General features: G+C 50.1%; 12 protein-coding genes. 5 read left to right on the top strand and 7 right to left on the bottom strand.

The window, feature by feature from the left end; genetic code table 11:
* Positions 1 to 12: 12 nt before the first annotated feature.
* From dnaG to Q8M98_04600, 6 genes are all read right to left on the bottom strand, one after another.
* Positions 13 to 1743, bottom strand: a complete 1731-nt coding sequence (gene dnaG, locus Q8M98_04625) for a DNA primase (GenBank protein ID MDP3114045.1) — start codon at positions 1741 to 1743, stop codon at positions 13 to 15.
* The gene (locus Q8M98_04620) at positions 1744 to 4086 is read right to left on the bottom strand and encodes an endonuclease MutS2 (protein MDP3114044.1); all 2343 of its coding nucleotides are present in this window, start codon (positions 4084 to 4086) and stop codon (positions 1744 to 1746) included.
* Positions 4083 to 4622 (bottom strand): CvpA family protein, encoded by a 540-nt coding sequence (locus tag Q8M98_04615; protein MDP3114043.1) that lies wholly within the window; start codon positions 4620 to 4622, stop codon positions 4083 to 4085. Before Q8M98_04615 ends, Q8M98_04620 begins: the two co-directional genes overlap by 4 nt.
* Before the next feature lie 235 nt (positions 4623 to 4857).
* Positions 4858 to 5064: a 30S ribosomal protein S21 gene (rpsU, locus tag Q8M98_04610; protein MDP3114042.1), complete on the bottom strand. Its 207-nt coding sequence runs from the start codon at positions 5062 to 5064 to the stop codon at positions 4858 to 4860.
* A gap of 584 nt (positions 5065 to 5648) precedes the next feature.
* Positions 5649 to 7772, bottom strand: a complete 2124-nt coding sequence (locus Q8M98_04605; GenBank protein MDP3114041.1) for a TonB-dependent receptor plug domain-containing protein — start codon at positions 7770 to 7772, stop codon at positions 5649 to 5651.
* Positions 7773 to 7779: 7 nt separating this feature from the next.
* Positions 7780 to 8559, bottom strand: coding sequence for an ABC transporter ATP-binding protein (locus Q8M98_04600; GenBank protein MDP3114040.1), 780 nt, complete (start codon positions 8557 to 8559; stop codon positions 7780 to 7782).
* A 144-nt stretch (positions 8560 to 8703) separates the two neighbouring features.
* Here Q8M98_04600 and Q8M98_04595 point away from each other — a divergent pair, with 144 nt between their 5' ends.
* From Q8M98_04595 to Q8M98_04585, 3 genes are read left to right on the top strand one after another with little or no spacing between them, the layout of a single operon-like run.
* On the top strand, positions 8704 to 9117 hold the full coding sequence (locus Q8M98_04595) for an Rrf2 family transcriptional regulator (protein ID MDP3114039.1): 414 nt from the start codon (positions 8704 to 8706) through the stop codon (positions 9115 to 9117).
* Entirely contained in the window at positions 9114 to 10307 is a 1194-nt protein-coding gene (locus tag Q8M98_04590) for a cysteine desulfurase family protein (protein MDP3114038.1), read from the top strand. Before Q8M98_04595 ends, Q8M98_04590 begins: the two co-directional genes overlap by 4 nt.
* The gene (locus Q8M98_04585; protein ID MDP3114037.1) at positions 10308 to 10931 is read left to right on the top strand and encodes an iron-sulfur cluster assembly scaffold protein; all 624 of its coding nucleotides are present in this window, start codon (positions 10308 to 10310) and stop codon (positions 10929 to 10931) included.
* A gap of 53 nt (positions 10932 to 10984) precedes the next feature.
* Here Q8M98_04585 and Q8M98_04580 read toward each other — a convergent pair whose 3' ends face one another.
* The gene (locus Q8M98_04580) at positions 10985 to 12415 is read right to left on the bottom strand and encodes an MFS transporter (protein ID MDP3114036.1); all 1431 of its coding nucleotides are present in this window, start codon (positions 12413 to 12415) and stop codon (positions 10985 to 10987) included.
* A 224-nt stretch (positions 12416 to 12639) separates the two neighbouring features.
* Between Q8M98_04580 and Q8M98_04575 the strand changes: the two genes are divergently transcribed.
* On the top strand, positions 12640 to 13545 hold the full coding sequence (locus tag Q8M98_04575) for a PTS sugar transporter subunit IIA (GenBank protein MDP3114035.1): 906 nt from the start codon (positions 12640 to 12642) through the stop codon (positions 13543 to 13545).
* A 14-nt stretch (positions 13546 to 13559) separates the two neighbouring features.
* The gene (locus Q8M98_04570) at positions 13560 to 14831 is read left to right on the top strand and encodes an ArsB/NhaD family transporter (protein MDP3114034.1); all 1272 of its coding nucleotides are present in this window, start codon (positions 13560 to 13562) and stop codon (positions 14829 to 14831) included.
* Positions 14832 to 15425 lie beyond the last annotated feature (594 nt).

Here is a 15425-nt window from a genome sequence, read left to right as displayed (position 1 = left end):
AGGCTGTGCATATCAATACAGGATTTTGTGGACGACCTTGCGGGTCATCCTGCGATACTGGGACGCGAGGCGTTCTTTCTGCTTGAGGAGTTCCAAATCGGTCGGCTCTGACATAATTTTACGGTCTATGCTCTCCAAGTCTCGCTGGAGTTTCCGTATTTTCACCTGATTCAAGGCATCTTCAAAGCGCATCATTTGCAAATCTTCAAACAGAAATTCTGCTATTTTATCCCTTATTTCTTTATTTTCAATATCATCCAGTATGGTGGCGGGATCGTCGATCGCTTTCTCGGACACATTTGTGACGAGATGTTTGAAGACGTCCCGATAGAGTCTATTATTAAAGTAATCGGTGTTGAGCTCATTTGCAAGTAAATTGTAGGAATCCTTGTCTTTTAGTGCTAAAATGAGCAGATAGCGCTCCTCGTTGTTTTCCGGCAAGCCGCTTTGTGCGGGAGCGGCTTTTTCCGGTTCGGGTTGATAGGGCGTGCGGCTGCTTTGGCGCAATTTTGTGCTCAAGGCGGCGGCAGAGATGGAAAAAGCTTCGGAAATATCTTTGATGAGCAGCTCTTTTCGCACCGGGTCTTTGATGCCGCGGATGGCGTCCAGAAGCTGGTCTATCCTTTCGTTGACGGGTATCTTGATGCGGTCTGTCCCCGCCATAAAGCCAATTATGGCTTGTGCGCCGGAGATGAGTTCCTGCATCGCGTCTTTGCCGTTTTGGAGGATAAAGGAATCCGGATCCAGCTTGGGCGGGAGGATCACGATATGCGGATCCATACCCTTTGCCAGGCACAGCAGCGCGCCGCGAATGGCATTGCGGATACCGGCGTCGTCCCCGTCATAGAGCATGTTCACTCTCTGGGCATAGCGGTTGAGGAGATAAATCTGATCCTCGGTGAGCGCCGTTCCGAGCGTGGCGACGGCATTGGTGAAACCCGTTTCAAAGAGACGTAAAAAGTCAAAATAGCCTTCGCAGACGAGTGAATAACCCGCTTTGCCGATATCATATTTGGTTTTGAAAAGACCGTAGAGCTCCTTGCCTTTTGTATAGAGTTCGGTGCCGGGGGAATTGACGTATTTGCGTTCGTCCTTGCCGGAAAGCTCTCTGCCCCCGAAGGCGATGACCTCGCCGATGTTGTTGTGAATGGGAAACATCAGGCGATCGCGAAACATATCCACGAGGTTTCCGGAATAATTCCCAAAGAGTCCGCTTTCCTTGAGCAGCGCGACTGCGAAGCCTTCTTTCATCAGATGGTTAAGCAGCGCTTTTTCGCTGTTCAGGGCATAACCGATGCCAAGTGTTTTTGCCGTTTCGGAGGTGATAGAACGGTCAAAGAGATATTTGAGCACCTGTTCGCCATGCTTGAAGAGGTTTTCGGAAAAGAAGGCGGCGGTGGCAGCATAGATTTTGAGGAGCTGATCCCGCTTGGTGGATTCCGGTTTCTTGCGCTCATATTCCGGAATCGTGATTCCGACCCGGGCAGCGAGACGTTTGACCGCTTCCATGAAAGTGACGTGCTCATATTCCTGCACGAAAGTGAAAACGTTGCCGGCCTTGCCGCAGGCAAAACATTTGAAGATCTGTTTTGGCTGATTGACGTTCATTGAGGGATGGGTATCCTGATGAAAAGGACAGATTCCACGCCAGTTTACACCGGCGCGTTTCAGCGGGAGGTAGCCTGAAACCACTTCCACGATGTCGTTCGCATGTCTGATCTGATCTATTAAATTATTATCCATCTATATTTTAACCAGCGTCACACCGCTGCCGCCCTGGTTCATCGGCGGAGTGTCTATACCAAGCACCTGTTTCTTGCGGCAAAGATAATCACGCACTTTGCTGCGCAGGATGCCGGTGCCTTTGCCATGCACGATGCGCAGATTGTGCAAGCCGGCGATGACGGCATCGTCGATAAATTCGTCGATCAGGGGCTGAGCTTCGTCAAAGGTCAATCCCAACAGTTTCAGTTCAAAGCGGGCATGCACATCGGCATGGACGAAGCCATAGCTTTGCGCGGGTTCTTTCTCCGCCGCCTGATTCGCCTCGAAGAGACTGTCCACCGGCGTTTTGAAACTGATTCCGTTCATATCCACCAACGCTTGATTATCGCGAATCTCCAGCACCGTGGCTTCGGTCTGAAATCCCGGCAGCCAAACGCGGTCTCCGGGCTTTGCCTGAAAGACTTTCTTGCGTTTTTCGGAGGATGCGGAAACGAGTTCTTCGCGCACCTCGTCAAGGCGCTCATTTATCGCATGCAATTTCTTTTCCGAAACGGACTTGCGTTCTCCGCGCTCAAGGGTCTTCAATTCCTCAAGTTCTTTTGTATAGAGCTTTTGCTGGGCTATAAGCTCGTTTTGCAGATCTTTGATATATTTTTGACGCCGGGCTTTGAGCTCTTCCTCCAGCTTTGCCTCTTTGCTTTCCGCTTCTGTCAGGCGGGTTGCGAGATTGCGGGTCTTCAGTTCAAATTCATAAGTGGCGCGGGCGAGGGCTTTCTTTTCATCCTGCATTTTTTTGAGTAGTTCGGTGAATTGGGTGTTTTGGCTGCCGCTGAGGCTTTTTGCACGTTCGATCAGGGAGCTTTCCATGCCCAGCGAGGATGCCACTTCGATGGCAAAGCTGTCCCCCGGAAAGCCGATGCTGAAACGAAAGGTGGGATGCAAACTCTTGAGATCAAACTGCATGGAAGCGTTCACCACGGCGTTGGTTTGCTCGCCAAAGATTTTGAGCGCAGTATAATGCGTGGTCACGATCAAGCGGCTGCCAATGGATCCGAAGCGTTCCAGGATCGCCTGCGCGAGTGCCGAACCTTGTTGTGGATCGGTGGCGGCACCGATTTCGTCGATCAAAACCAAGCTGTTTTCATCGGCTTCAGTGAGCATGCGTTGGATCTTCTCCACGTGTGAGGAAAAGGTGGAAAGCGCGTTTTCGATCGATTGATCATCGCCGATATCGGCAAACACGCTTTCAAACATACCGATCTTGCTGTCCTCATCTGCGGGAACGGGCAATCCGGAGAGCGCCATCAGAGTGATCAACCCGGCGGATTTCATCAGCACCGTCTTCCCTCCGGTATTGGGACCGCTGAGGATGACGATCCGATAGTCTTTTCCGAGGGAAAGATCGAAGGGAATGACTTCGCGGACATTGCCCAGCTTGAGGATCAAAAGCGGGTGGCGCGCTGTCCTCAGTTCCAGTATCGGCTCATGGACAATACGCGGAATCCTGGCGCCGATGGTGTTTGAGAATCTGCCGCAGGAATACCGAAAATCCAGCTCCGCGAGGATGGATACGTTGCCTAAAATGCTTTCCCGCAGCGCTTTGATCTCAGTAGTGAAGACGCTGAAGATGCGATAAATCTCACGTTTTTCCTCCTGCTTGATCATCTGAAGCTCGTTGTTGAGCGGAACGACGCTTTCCGGCTCAATAAACAGGGTGGATTTGCTGCCGGAATGGCTTTGCACGATGCCCGGAACGTTAGCAGCGGCGCCTTCCTTGATCGGCAATACGAAACGGTCTTCCCGCTGAGTCACAAACTTATCCTGCAGAAAACGCTCGAAACGGCTGTCCGACATCATGTTCTGCATTGTCTTGAGGATGCTTCCGCGCAGAGATTGAGCCCGTTTGCGGATGCGTGCCAGCTCCGGCGAAGCGCTGTCCAACACTTCTCCTTCGGCATCAAAGATCTGGTCAAAGCGGGCACATATCTCCGGAAGATATTGCAGACGTTTGATTTGGATATGCAGTTCCCGAAAATCATCCAGATCTTCATGGTGCCGGCTGATGACATTGGAAAGCCTGGTGTTTTGATAGATAGTGCGAAACTCTTCGAAACCGAATATGCTGAATTCCGCGCTGACAAAGAGTTTCTCCACCGGACAGAGGTCTTCGAAATTGAAATCCAGCCCCCGCCGCAGGCATTCCTGAATCTGGGAGATCAATGCCAGAGACTTAGTGATGCACTTTTCCCCGATGAAAGGAGCCAATTCCTGCGCGCGCTCCTTTCCCAATCCGCTGTGGCACAGACGGATGATATGAGCCCTCAGGGCATCGTATTCCAAGTCGCCATATCGGATGTTCATTTATTGGGATTTATCGCTTTCTTGTTCTTTTCCTTGAGCAATTCAAGATGTTTAAGCTGACGTTGGAGCTTGAGCTTGCCAAACAATTCGTCCTTGAGCAGATCGACCCCGGCATAGACGCGGTGTTTGGAAGAGTTTTTCAGCGGACTGGAAACGTGGGGGAAAAAATCCAGCACGACGGTGAGAATAATCAGGATCAAAAGTCCGTTGACAAAGCCGAAGACCATGCCCAACAGCTTGTTTGGATAGCTCAGACGTATCACTTTCAACAGACGGTTGCAGAGATAGATCACGAGCCTGCCGACCACGGCGATGAGCAGAACGATGATAATCACCGCGAGAAAGACAGCCCAGCCTTTGCCCAAGTGATATTTGAGCATCAGATTGCTGCTCACCAGTGGATAATAGTGGCTCACCAAAAAGAAGGTCGCCACCAGCCCGGCAAGATTGATCAAAGCTCCCGCCAATCCTTTGCGCCAGCCCATGATCAGAGCTGCGAGCAGAAAAACCAGGATCGCATAATCGATGATTCCCATAGTTCACTCCCTTTTGAAACCGTTGAATAATCTATGTGGCTTTATTGTTAACTATAACAGCTTCTGAATAATCTATAATAGTTTCTGTTTATAGTCTATATGACTGATGCACGATTTACTTCAACTTCTTTGGCTTCTGTTATTTACATTACTAAAACACATAACATCAAGAAAAAGCAAACAGGGACGAATCCCTGTAGCTTATCAATTTTTGGATCTGAAACGCCTAAAACTATTATTTCATATAGCGTTGCATTCTGCGTTGGACTTTCAGCATCTTGCGGCGTGCGACGTTGGCTTCGCGCTTTTTCCTCACGCTGGGCTTTTCATAGGCTTGGTTCTTCTTTATCTCAGATAGAATAGCGGCTTTTTCGCACTTCTTCTTGAATCTTTTCAACAAAAAATCGAAGGATTCGGTTTCTTTAGCTACGACTGTCGGCAAACAAATCACCACCTTTTTTTAATATATTTAGAGGTAGCCACAATTTTAGACCAGCATTCCTTGTCAAGCGCTAATTTTAATCTCACGTGAAAAAGGTGAAAAGGTGGAAGGTGGAAGGGTGGAGATATGAGAGATGAGAGATGTTTGTCGGTGAACGGGTGAACCCCACTCTGCAGCTCACCTGCTCACCCTGTCCACACCCTCGTTTCCAGTTTCTCGTTTCTCGTCTCCAGTTTCTCGTTTCCGCAGCATCGGCATGCTGCACTACACCGCTCTCCCACTTGGCTGCGTTAATCAAGCCTTAATCAAGCGTTAATCAAGCGTTAGTTTAATTACGCTTGATTAACGCTTGATTAAGGCTTGATTGACGCTGTGGGAAGAGGAGGAAATGGCAAGAGATTGAAAAATATAACAATTAGGGACTCATCAATTGGGAGCTTGTTTGAGCTTCCTGGAGCTTTTTTTTAAGCCTTCGCTTTAACTCAAAACTCCGCCGCCGAATCTGACAGTTGCGCTAAATCCTTGACAGGCGGAGTTTTAAGTCAAAGCTATGGAGTGATTTTTTAGTTTTACGCTGCCGTTTCCTACTCACCGCTGCGCACTAAAATGCCGGCGTAGAAGGCGATACCGGGTTGGGGGACATAGGGATAGACGGAATATTCCTTATTTAAAAGGTTGTAGATATTGAGCTGGGGGCTGATGCGCCAACCGGCATATTTGAATCCAGTGGAAATGCCCGCTTCGGTGAGATCATAGGCGGGAAGGGGATCGAGGAGGTTGTCCGGGGTCGTCCAGCGTTTTCCGCTAAAACTGTATTTCGCTCTGAAGGCGATGTTTTTATATTTCAGTTCCGCGCCGGCGGAGAAGACGCTTTGGGGTGTGTACATCAGGTTTGGCGCGTCCGCGAAAGCCAGTGTGCTAATATCTTTTGCTTTGGTGAAGAGGGCGTTGGTATTGAGTTTCAACCAGTCAAAGGGTTTGAATTCGCCGCTCAGGTCAAAATTGGCGATGCGGGCGCTGCCGATGTTCATCGGTTTCCAGGCATTTCCGTTCATTTGAACTTGGCGCCATTGGATGAGTTGGTCGATGCGGTTGTCGTTGTATGCGAGTTTGAGGATGCTCATAGGCGGCATCATTTCCAGCCAGATCTGCCAGCCTTGGGAGCTTTCGCTGACGAGGTCTGGATTGCCGATCGCCTGGGAATCTCCTTTCCAATAAAGATCATAGGGCGAAGGGAGGGCGAAGGAAGTGCCGAATGTACCTCCCAAGCGGCTTTGCATCCAGCCAAAACGGGAAAGGACGAGTTCCGCGCGACCGGTAAGATGATCCTCACGTTTCGTATAATCATAGCGAAGGGCGCCGGAAGCGAGCAGTTCATAGATGCCAAATTCCCGCTTTGCCTGGCTTTTGATGGAGGCATTGGCTAAGTCGCTTTGCGAGGCGATATTGCCGGACGGATTGAGCAGATTGCGGTTTTCGTAGCTTTGGGAGCCGACTTCCGCAGCGAGCCCGCCTTGCATCATACCCTTTTCATAGCTGAGGTTGCCGCGCAAACCCAGGTTCCGCGTGCGTTGACGGTAGTGCGAAAAGAATACCGGCAATGGCGCGCGGGTGTTGTTATAGACCGTGTTGTCCGCGCTGAACCAGATCATGTTTTGCAGATTCAGCCCCAAAGGGCGGGCGCTGAGCATCAGTTTGTTGCGGTTTGACCAACCTTCCAGAAAGGCATGGCGGTAGATTTCGGTGAAATTGGTGTTGCCGGGAAGCTGGCGATGGAAGGAATCATAATCCCCGGAATAGCTTAAAATCAGGTCTTTATAGCGAGTGACGGCGGATGTGGAAATGCTGCTTTGGCGCTTGGCGTTGTTTTCCCTAATGACGATGCTGTCTGGTGCCCACCAGGGCGGCAGTTTGTATTGGAAGTCGTTATCCGCGTTGAACTTGCTTACCTGCAGGCGAAAGCTTGCCAACGGACTGGCTAACCCTACTGAGAAAACGGTTTTGGCATAGCCGTATGAGCCGAGCTCAATTGAGGAGGAAAAATCCTGTTTGTGCGCCAACACCGCTTTCTTTGAGGTGATCTGCACGATGCCGCCGATCGCGGATCCACCTCCATAGACCGAGGCGTTGTTTTTGATAAAGGTGATGGATTCGATGTTTGCCGGATCGAGCATGGAGAGGTCAAATGCTTGTCCCAGAGGGTTTAGGGGAACTCCGTCGAGCATGATGAGGCTGTGCCTGGAAAGGTTTCCCAAAATGGAAAGGGTCTGTCTTTCTCCGCGCAATTGGATGTCCGCGCTGTGCATGCCGCTGCCTTCGAGGATCATCTGCGAAGCGGAATAATAATGGCGGTCAGGATCAATGGGGATGGAAACAAGGTCGCCGGAGCTGCTGAAAATCTCGATCGCGTTGCCGGAAACCAGAACTTTGGGCAGCGCGTGGGGGCGGCGGACAAGGACTACTTTATCAGTTAATACTTTGATAGAAATGCTTTTGAGCTCGAAACCAATCCTTGAGAAAAACAGCGAATCGCCTTGAGTGTTGACACTAAAAGCTCCGTCCTTCCGGCTGAGAACGCTGATAAAGTTATCGCTTACTCTCACCCTCTCGATCGGCTTGCCATCTTCATCAACAACCTTGCCGCGGATGTTTATCCCCGTTAAAGGCAGGAAAACCACACACCAGAGCAGGATAAACATACCGCGCATAGAGGCTTTAGAGGGCTTTGCCGGGATAGATGATATTGGGCATGCCGGAGAGGGGATTGATCATCGTCTGCAGCTCGATGCCAAAGAGTTCCCGCAAAAGTTGTGGCTGCATCAGGTCTTTCGGGTTTCCGTCGGCGAGGACGCATCCATCTTTGAGGAAGATCATTTTACCGGCATAGTTCGCTGCCAGATTCAGGTTATGGGAAATCAACAGCACGCCTTTGCCGTGGTTTAAGTGTATCTCCCGCAGCAGGTTCATGATCTCGATCTGATGGTTGATATCGAGTTGGGAAAGAGTTTCGTCCAAAAAGATAAACTTGGTGTCCTGAGCCAGGGCGCGGGCAATCAATACCTGCTGTTTTTCGCCGCCGCTGAGCTCGGAAAAATAGCGTTTTGAAAAGCTCTCGAGTCCAAGCTGCGCCAACACTTTATCCACTATGAGACGATCCTCCGGCAGCCAAGACTGCATCACTCCCAGATATGGATAGCGCCCCATCAATACGATCTCGGCGACAGGATAGTCAAATTCAAAGAAACTCTCCTGCGGAACAAAGGCGATCAGCTTTGCCAGCGCGACCCGTTTGTAGCGATGCAAGTCTTTGCCATAGAACGAGATGCTGCCCTGTTGCGCAGTGATGAAACCGAGCATGGCATAGAGCAAAGTGGATTTGCCGGCTCCGTTGGGACCCGCCAACACGGCAAAGTCCTCCTCCCGAAGGCACAAATCCATGCCTTTCAGCACCATCTGATCGGTGTAGCCGCAGCTCAGTCTTTTGATCTCGATCATCGCGATTCCCGTCTATTCTTATTTTTGGGTAAGAATCTGATGGCTGCCAATTCTGTCAAGAACGCCATGAAAAGCGAGATTTCTCTTGACGGGATAGCATATCAAATTAGTATGTAATAAACGCAATCCATAAGGATGGAAACAATGGCTGTGAATACACGTACCGAATATGCCCTGAGGGCTTTGATAGAGATGATTGACGCCGATGGCGGACAAATCTCCGCGCAGAAGATCTGCGAGCGTCAACACCTGCCCAAAAAATATGTCGAGCACCTTTTAGGTGCGCTTAAAGCGGCAAAACTGATCATCAGCAGCGCCGGCGCTCACGGTGGATACATCCTCGCAAAAAAAGCTGAGGAGACCACTCTATTGGACGTCATGGAAGCGGTTGACGACGCCTCAATGCTTTCCTGCGCGGGGGATCGCGAACGCTTTTGTCTGGGCTTGGGATGCCAATTCAGTCCCTTTTTCGACGAGCTTTCCGCCAAGCAGCGCAAGCTCTTCCAAAGCTATAATCTGAAGAAAATCCACAAAATCTACAAAGGAGATAAGAAATGAAAAGCGGCAGCATCTACATGGACAACTGCGTGACCACTCCCCTCGCGCCTGAAGTGTTAGCAGCGATGAAACCCTATTGGGAAGAGCAATTCTGGTATCCCTCAAGTTTCGTGAGCACGGGCGAGCAAAGCAGTGCCAATATCAATTCTTTCGCCGCGGCAATCGCCAAATCCATCGGCGCAAATCCAATTGAGCTTCATTTCACTTCCGGTGGCACACTGGCGAACAACATCGCCATCAAGGGATTGGCACATGCCAACGCCAAGATTGGAAAGCACATTATTTGTAGCGTCGTGGACTATCCTGATTTGCTGACCAATGCCGACTATCTGGAAAATCAAGGCTTTGACATCACCTATCTGAGCGCGGATGCAGAAGGATTCATCGATCTCAGGGAGCTGAAAAGCGCCATCCGTCCGGACACGATCATGTTTATGACCACCATCGTCAACCATGTGGTGGGAACGATCCAGCCGATGGAGGAGATCAAACAAATCCTTGCTTCCGCCGACCACAGGATATTTTTCCACGTCGATGCCTGCCAGGCTTATGGCAAGCTGCGTTTGGATGTTTTCGACCTCGGTGTGGACACCATGTCCATCAGCGCGCACAAAATCCACGGACCTCAGGGTGTCGGCGCTCTATACGTAAAAAGCGGAATCAAACTATCGCAGCTCATCCATGGGGTGACAAGGATCGACAACCTGCAGACCGGTGGCATCGGCATCGCGCTCTTGGCAGGATTCGCAAAGGCAGCTGAGCTCGTTTTTGCTGATCTGAACGCCAATATCGCACATCTGCGCGGGCTCTCAGACTATCTTTTGGCATCCCTCGAAACGAATATTCCACACATCGAACTCAATGGTCCGCGGGGTGAAAAACGCGCCTGCCACAATGTGAACGTCACCATTTCCTACATTGAGGGCGAGGCGATCGCGATGATGCTGGATCTGAATGGCATAACCGTAGCCACGGGAAGCGCTTGCGCCTCTCAGGGACTGCAAGCGAACTATGTCCTGATGGCGATGGGCAAAAACCACGTCCAATCCCACGGCTCAATGAAATTTACCCTTTCGCGTTTCAATACGAAGGATGAAATCGACATCGTCGTGCTGCGTCTGAAAGAAATCACCGCTACCCTTCGTGCGCGCAGCCCCCTCTACCAACAAATTATCAAACAGGAGAAATAGATGCAGTACTCGCAAAAAGTGCTCGACCACTTCATGCACCCCAAGAACGTTGGAAAGCTGGAAAACCCAGATGCCAGCGCCACTGAAGGCAGTCCGGCTTGCGGAGATCAGGTGACGGTCTATCTCAAGATCGACGAAGAAAGCCGGGTTATTGACGATATCAGTTTCCTTTCCTATGGTTGCGCTTCAAACATTGCCACCGCCTCCATCATCACCGAATTGGCAAAGGGCAAGACACTCGAAGAAGCCAAAAAGATAAGCTGGCGGGACGCCATGGAAGCGCTTGACGGCTTGCCTCCGGTCAAAGTGCATTGCTCAGTCCTGGCGGCGGACACCCTCCAAACCGCTATTTCCAATTATGAGATCGCCCACGGCTTGAAACAGGTGCCGGATTTTGGCAAACCCACCATCTTGGACGAGCTGAAAAAGATCATCTATCCCCAGGTCGGAGAAGATATTATCACCCTTAAGATGGTTAAATACGTCGGTTTCACGGATGGAGAAGTGACCATCGATCTCAATATCATGAGCTTTGATCAATGGCGGGAAAACATTGCCGCTGAGATTCGTGAACACCTGGAAAAATATCCCGAGGTGAAACACATCCAGATCAATTTTCCCTGATTCAGGCGCGTAGCCAAACTCACCGTAGTGCAGGAGGTTTCCAGCTTGCTCGTTCAACCACGTTTGAACCGGTAGGCAACCATCTCGGACATATATCTAAACACCTGGCTGAGAGCGCGATAGAGAGGAACTGCGCGTTTTTCCTGCACCGCCATCAGTGGAATGATCGTGAGCCAGCGTAAAATCCCGCCGATGCCAAAGACGACCTGTTCGGGTTCAAGGATGCGGATGCCGATATTCAGCGAAGAAGGATAGAACACGCCGGACAGGAGGGTCGAGGTCATCATGCTAATTCCCGCGATGGCGCCATAGAGACCGGAATAGACTTGTTCCTTGCCTTTTCCGGCAATCGAGAGTACAAAGTTTGTGGTGATGATCGCTGTTCCAGCCCACATGAAACCTGAGATGACGGCTTCAAACCAGAGCAGATTGTAGTTTTCCTTGCTCAGGAAAAGCCAAAACATCGGGTTCAGACCACCCAGAATCACGCAAATCTTCATCGCCGTTTTGTTGCCATAGCGATCGATGAAACGTCCCCAAAAATTATAGGCGATCAGCGAAGCCGCCATGTGCAGCGTGCCATAGAGCTGCATGCGGAAGAGCCCCATCTCCAGTTTCTTGAGCATGAAAGGACCCCAAAAAGCGCTGCCGACCCCGATGGCGAGCATCCACCACACACCAAAGACCATCAATAGGCGGAAGTTCTTGTCCTTGAAGGGTTCAAGGTAGATCTGAACGAGGGGACGCAGCTCAAGTTTGCGGGCTTCGCGTTCCGGTTGGCGTGCCAGAATGGTCAATCCAAAGAGCGAAAGCAATGTGGCAAAAATGAAGATCATGCCGAGGAAAAACGCTTGATTTTCCACCCGAAACCACTCATCGAGATGGATAAAGCTGAGATAATCCCTGCCCCAACCTTGTGTCTTTTCAAACAGATCGACGTGGAAACTGACGATATAGCTCACCACCAAACCCGCTACCAGCATAATCTGGTTGCGGCGTGAAAAGAATCTGCCGCGAATGGAAAGCGGAATCATGTCGCTCATCCAGGCGATCCAGATGTTGGCGCCCGTGGCTTGCAATCCGGCACTGATAAATAGCAGGCTGAGAAGAAACCAAATACCTTGCGAGCCGGAGGGGAAAAGCAGTGCCAAGCCGAGAAAGAAAGTGAAGAACCTGCCCACCGCGGTAATGGCGATACAGGCTCCTTTTCTTCGTTTCAGACGATGTGTGAGCGCCACTCCCAATGGTTGAAACACAGCGGAGACCTGTCCCAAAGCGGAGAGTAAGCTAAATTGAAGCGGCGAGGCGCCTAAGATCAGCATAAACTTCGTGATGAACCCGCTCCCGATCGTGGAAAGCGAGCCATAGACCTGAGAAAAGATTCCCTCGGTCACGGAGATGCGCATGGTCTTGCGCACGTCGGAATCGCTTTCCCGCTTGGCTTTTATGAGTTTCGCGTCTTTGTTTCCGCTGTGGGTTCGCACCAGTTTCTTTACCTCTCTTGCTACTATTATCGGAGTTGACGGACATCTGCTATCCGGCTATTTTGATACAACTTATGATCGGAGTAGTTCCTGTAAAGCTTTTTCTGAAGAGCTGCTTCGCTGTCCGATGCTGAACCCACTATTGTTCAAGCAAATAAATCCATTGACCAAATCCGCGTTTAAGCGATATTGACGTCAAAAGCTATATGTTTGCGAGGTAAAAGGTGTTATTAGCGAACTTTCTGGATGCCAAGACGATATATTTCGAACGGCAGATTCTGAGCCGCGAAGAGGTCTATAAGCATTTGATGGAACGGATCTGCGCTCTGCATTTGCATGATCTGCCAAAATGCGGCAAACCGTTGTTGGACATGATATTGGAGCGTGATCGAGTTTCTTCGACCGCCTATCCCACCGGCATCGCCATTCCTCACATCCGCATGGAGGGGTTTGACGATACCGTCATTGCCATCTGTTTTCTGCAAAACCCCCTGGACTACGATGGCGTAAAGGTGCACTGGGTGTGCCTGATTATCACGGACAAGAGCTCTTCAAAGCTTTATCTAAACATCGTTGCCACGCTTTTGAAACTCTCCAAGGATCCGGAAATCTTGCAGCAGTTGCATTCCCAGAACGACGGACACAGCGTGATCCACCTGCTCAAGAGCATGCAGATCAAGGTCAAGGAAGAGCTCACCATCAGCGATATCATGATCTCCGATCCGGTGCGCGTCACTCCTGAAACCAGCTTGCGCAAACTCGACGACCTGTTGAACACCCACAATATCTCACACCTTCCGGTAGTGGACGAAAACAACCGTTTCCTCGGTGAAGTGAACATCCTCAAGGTGCTGAAAGTGGGAGTACCGGACTATCTGATGATGCTGGACAACCTTGCCTTCCTCAAGTCCTTCGAACCCCTTGAAAGCCTCTTTGAAAAGGAAGACCAGCTCAAGGTTTCAGACATCATGGAGCGCGAGGTGGACGTGCTCAGCCCTTCTGCCTCGATCATCGAAGCCGTCTTTGAAATGATCCATAACAACAAACGTTTTTTCTCTGTGGTGGAGAATGGCAAGCTTGTGGGGATCGTGACGTCGATGGATATTTTTAGAAAGGTTATAAAGGCTTAGACGCCATGATGTTAATGCTTGCAGCTCTGCTGATTTTCGTGATCACTTATGTGTTGATCATCACCGAATGGATCAATAAAATGCTTGCCGCCATGTTGGGCGGCTTTGCCATCGTTCTCACTCGCATCGTTGATCAATCCGACGCTTTTACCGCTGTGGATTGGAATGTGATCTTCTTTCTCATTGGCATGATGATGGTGATTTCCGTGCTCCGCCAGACCGGACTATTTATGTATATCGCGATCAAAACCGCCAAACTGGCAAAAGGCAACCCCATACGCATTATGACATATATGTTTCTGATCACGGCATTTGTCTCCGCCTTTTTGGGCAGCGTGACCACGATCATGATCCTCGTGCCGATCATTCTGTTGATCGCCAGCGAGCTCAAGATCAGCCCTGTCCCCTTTATCATCACCATGGTCATCGCTTCCAATATGGGTGGCGCGGCGACGATGATCGGAGATCCGCCAAACATCCTGATCGGTAGCGCCACGGACTATGATTTTCTGGATTTTTTCTTCAATCTGACCCCACCGGTCGTCCTGATCACGTTATCCAGCACACTGCTCATCATCTTATTCTATCGCAAGGGGATGAAAGTCAACGTCGCCAATCGCGCCAAACTGATGAGCTATCAGGAAGGAAACCTGATCAAGGATAGAAAGCTACTCATTCGGGCATTGGTCATTCTCTTTCTGATGCTCCTGGGGCTTGTCCTGCAAGGATATCTGAAGCTGGAAACCGCAACCATTTCCATGAGCGCGGGCTTGATCCTGCTCCTGCTGAGCAACCGCAAAAAAGTGGAACACGTGATCATCAACGATATCGATTGGGTGACGATCTTCTTTTTCATCGGACTCTTCATGATTGTGGAAAGCCTTGTCAAGACAGGGTTTATCGATATGGTCGCCCACCAGGTCGTCGTTTTGACCAACAACGAACCGCGCTCGACCTCGATGGTCATCCTATGGATGTCGGGGCTATTTTCCTCATTAATCGACAATGTCCCCTTCGTCGCAGCGATGATTCCCATGGTGGAAAAGCTCGGAACCTATATAAACAATCCTCAAATGATGCATCCCATCTGGTGGGCACTGTCATTGGGAACCTGCCTTGGCGGCAACGGAACCCTGATCGGAGCTTCCTCAAATATCGTGGCGGTGGGCATCGCCAACCGCAGCGGATTTCATATCAGTTTCAAGGAGTTCACCAAAATCGGCGCTATTTTCACCCTTAACGCGATGCTGATCTCGACAGCGTATTTATTGCTAAGGTATTTTTAGGAGAAAGGTGGAAAGGTGGTTCAGAGATGAGAGATAAGAGATAAGAGATAAGAGATGAGAGATGAGAGATGAGAGAAGAGAGATGAGAGATGAGAGATGAGAGATGAGAGATGAGAGAAGAGAGATGAGAGATGAGAGATGAGAGAAGAGAGATGAGAGATGAGAGATGAGAGATGAGAGATGAGAGATGAGAGATGAGAGATGAGAGATGAGATAGGGGTTCAACTTTGACCAGTCCGTAGCACTGAACATGGAATTACCGACGTCCCCGTCGGTTCCAACGCGGCACCCTCATCAGGGGCGGCACAACATCATGTAATATAAACAAATAAACTCAGGAGAATCTACATGTCATCTTCACAATGTTGTCTCTGTGCACATATTGTGTTCTCCACCAAGGGGCTCACCCATTCACTTCGCAGGATCGGCATCCTGCGCTACAAAAATCCATTCTTGTCAAGTCCTAATATAGTTGACACTAGGTTGCCACTTTTTGCGATAGCGCTACACCCCTCCATAGTATGCCCCCCAAGCGAAGTTTTCGTGCAGATCAACAAGCCACTGGATACGCGTGAATCCTGTGAGTTATTCTTC

This window comes from Candidatus Cloacimonadaceae bacterium (assembly GCA_030693415.1).
Classification (GTDB): domain Bacteria; phylum Cloacimonadota; class Cloacimonadia; order Cloacimonadales; family Cloacimonadaceae; genus JAUYAR01.
The sequence above is the reverse complement of the archived record's forward strand: the minus strand, read 5'-3'. Positions and strand labels throughout refer to the sequence as shown.

Bases quoted from the DNA above. Each gene is read 5' to 3' on its own strand.
- Q8M98_04615 (MDP3114043.1), bottom strand. From the start codon at position 4,622: ATGGGAATCATCGATTATGCGATCCTGGTTTTTCTGCTCGCAGCTCTG.
- Q8M98_04595 (MDP3114039.1), top strand. From the start codon at position 8,704: ATGGCTGTGAATACACGTACCGAATATGCCCTGAGGGCTTTGATAGAG.
- Q8M98_04600 (MDP3114040.1), bottom strand. From the start codon at position 8,559: ATGATCGAGATCAAAAGACTGAGCTGCGGCTACACCGATCAGATGGTG.
- Q8M98_04585 (MDP3114037.1), top strand. From the start codon at position 10,308: ATGCAGTACTCGCAAAAAGTGCTCGACCACTTCATGCACCCCAAGAAC.
- Q8M98_04590 (MDP3114038.1), top strand. From the start codon at position 9,114: ATGAAAAGCGGCAGCATCTACATGGACAACTGCGTGACCACTCCCCTC.
- Q8M98_04620 (MDP3114044.1), bottom strand. From the start codon at position 4,086: ATGAACATCCGATATGGCGACTTGGAATACGATGCCCTGAGGGCTCAT.
- Q8M98_04570 (MDP3114034.1), top strand. From the start codon at position 13,560: ATGCTTGCAGCTCTGCTGATTTTCGTGATCACTTATGTGTTGATCATC.
- dnaG (MDP3114045.1), bottom strand. From the start codon at position 1,743: ATGGATAATAATTTAATAGATCAGATCAGACATGCGAACGACATCGTG.
- Q8M98_04605 (MDP3114041.1), bottom strand. From the start codon at position 7,772: ATGCGCGGTATGTTTATCCTGCTCTGGTGTGTGGTTTTCCTGCCTTTA.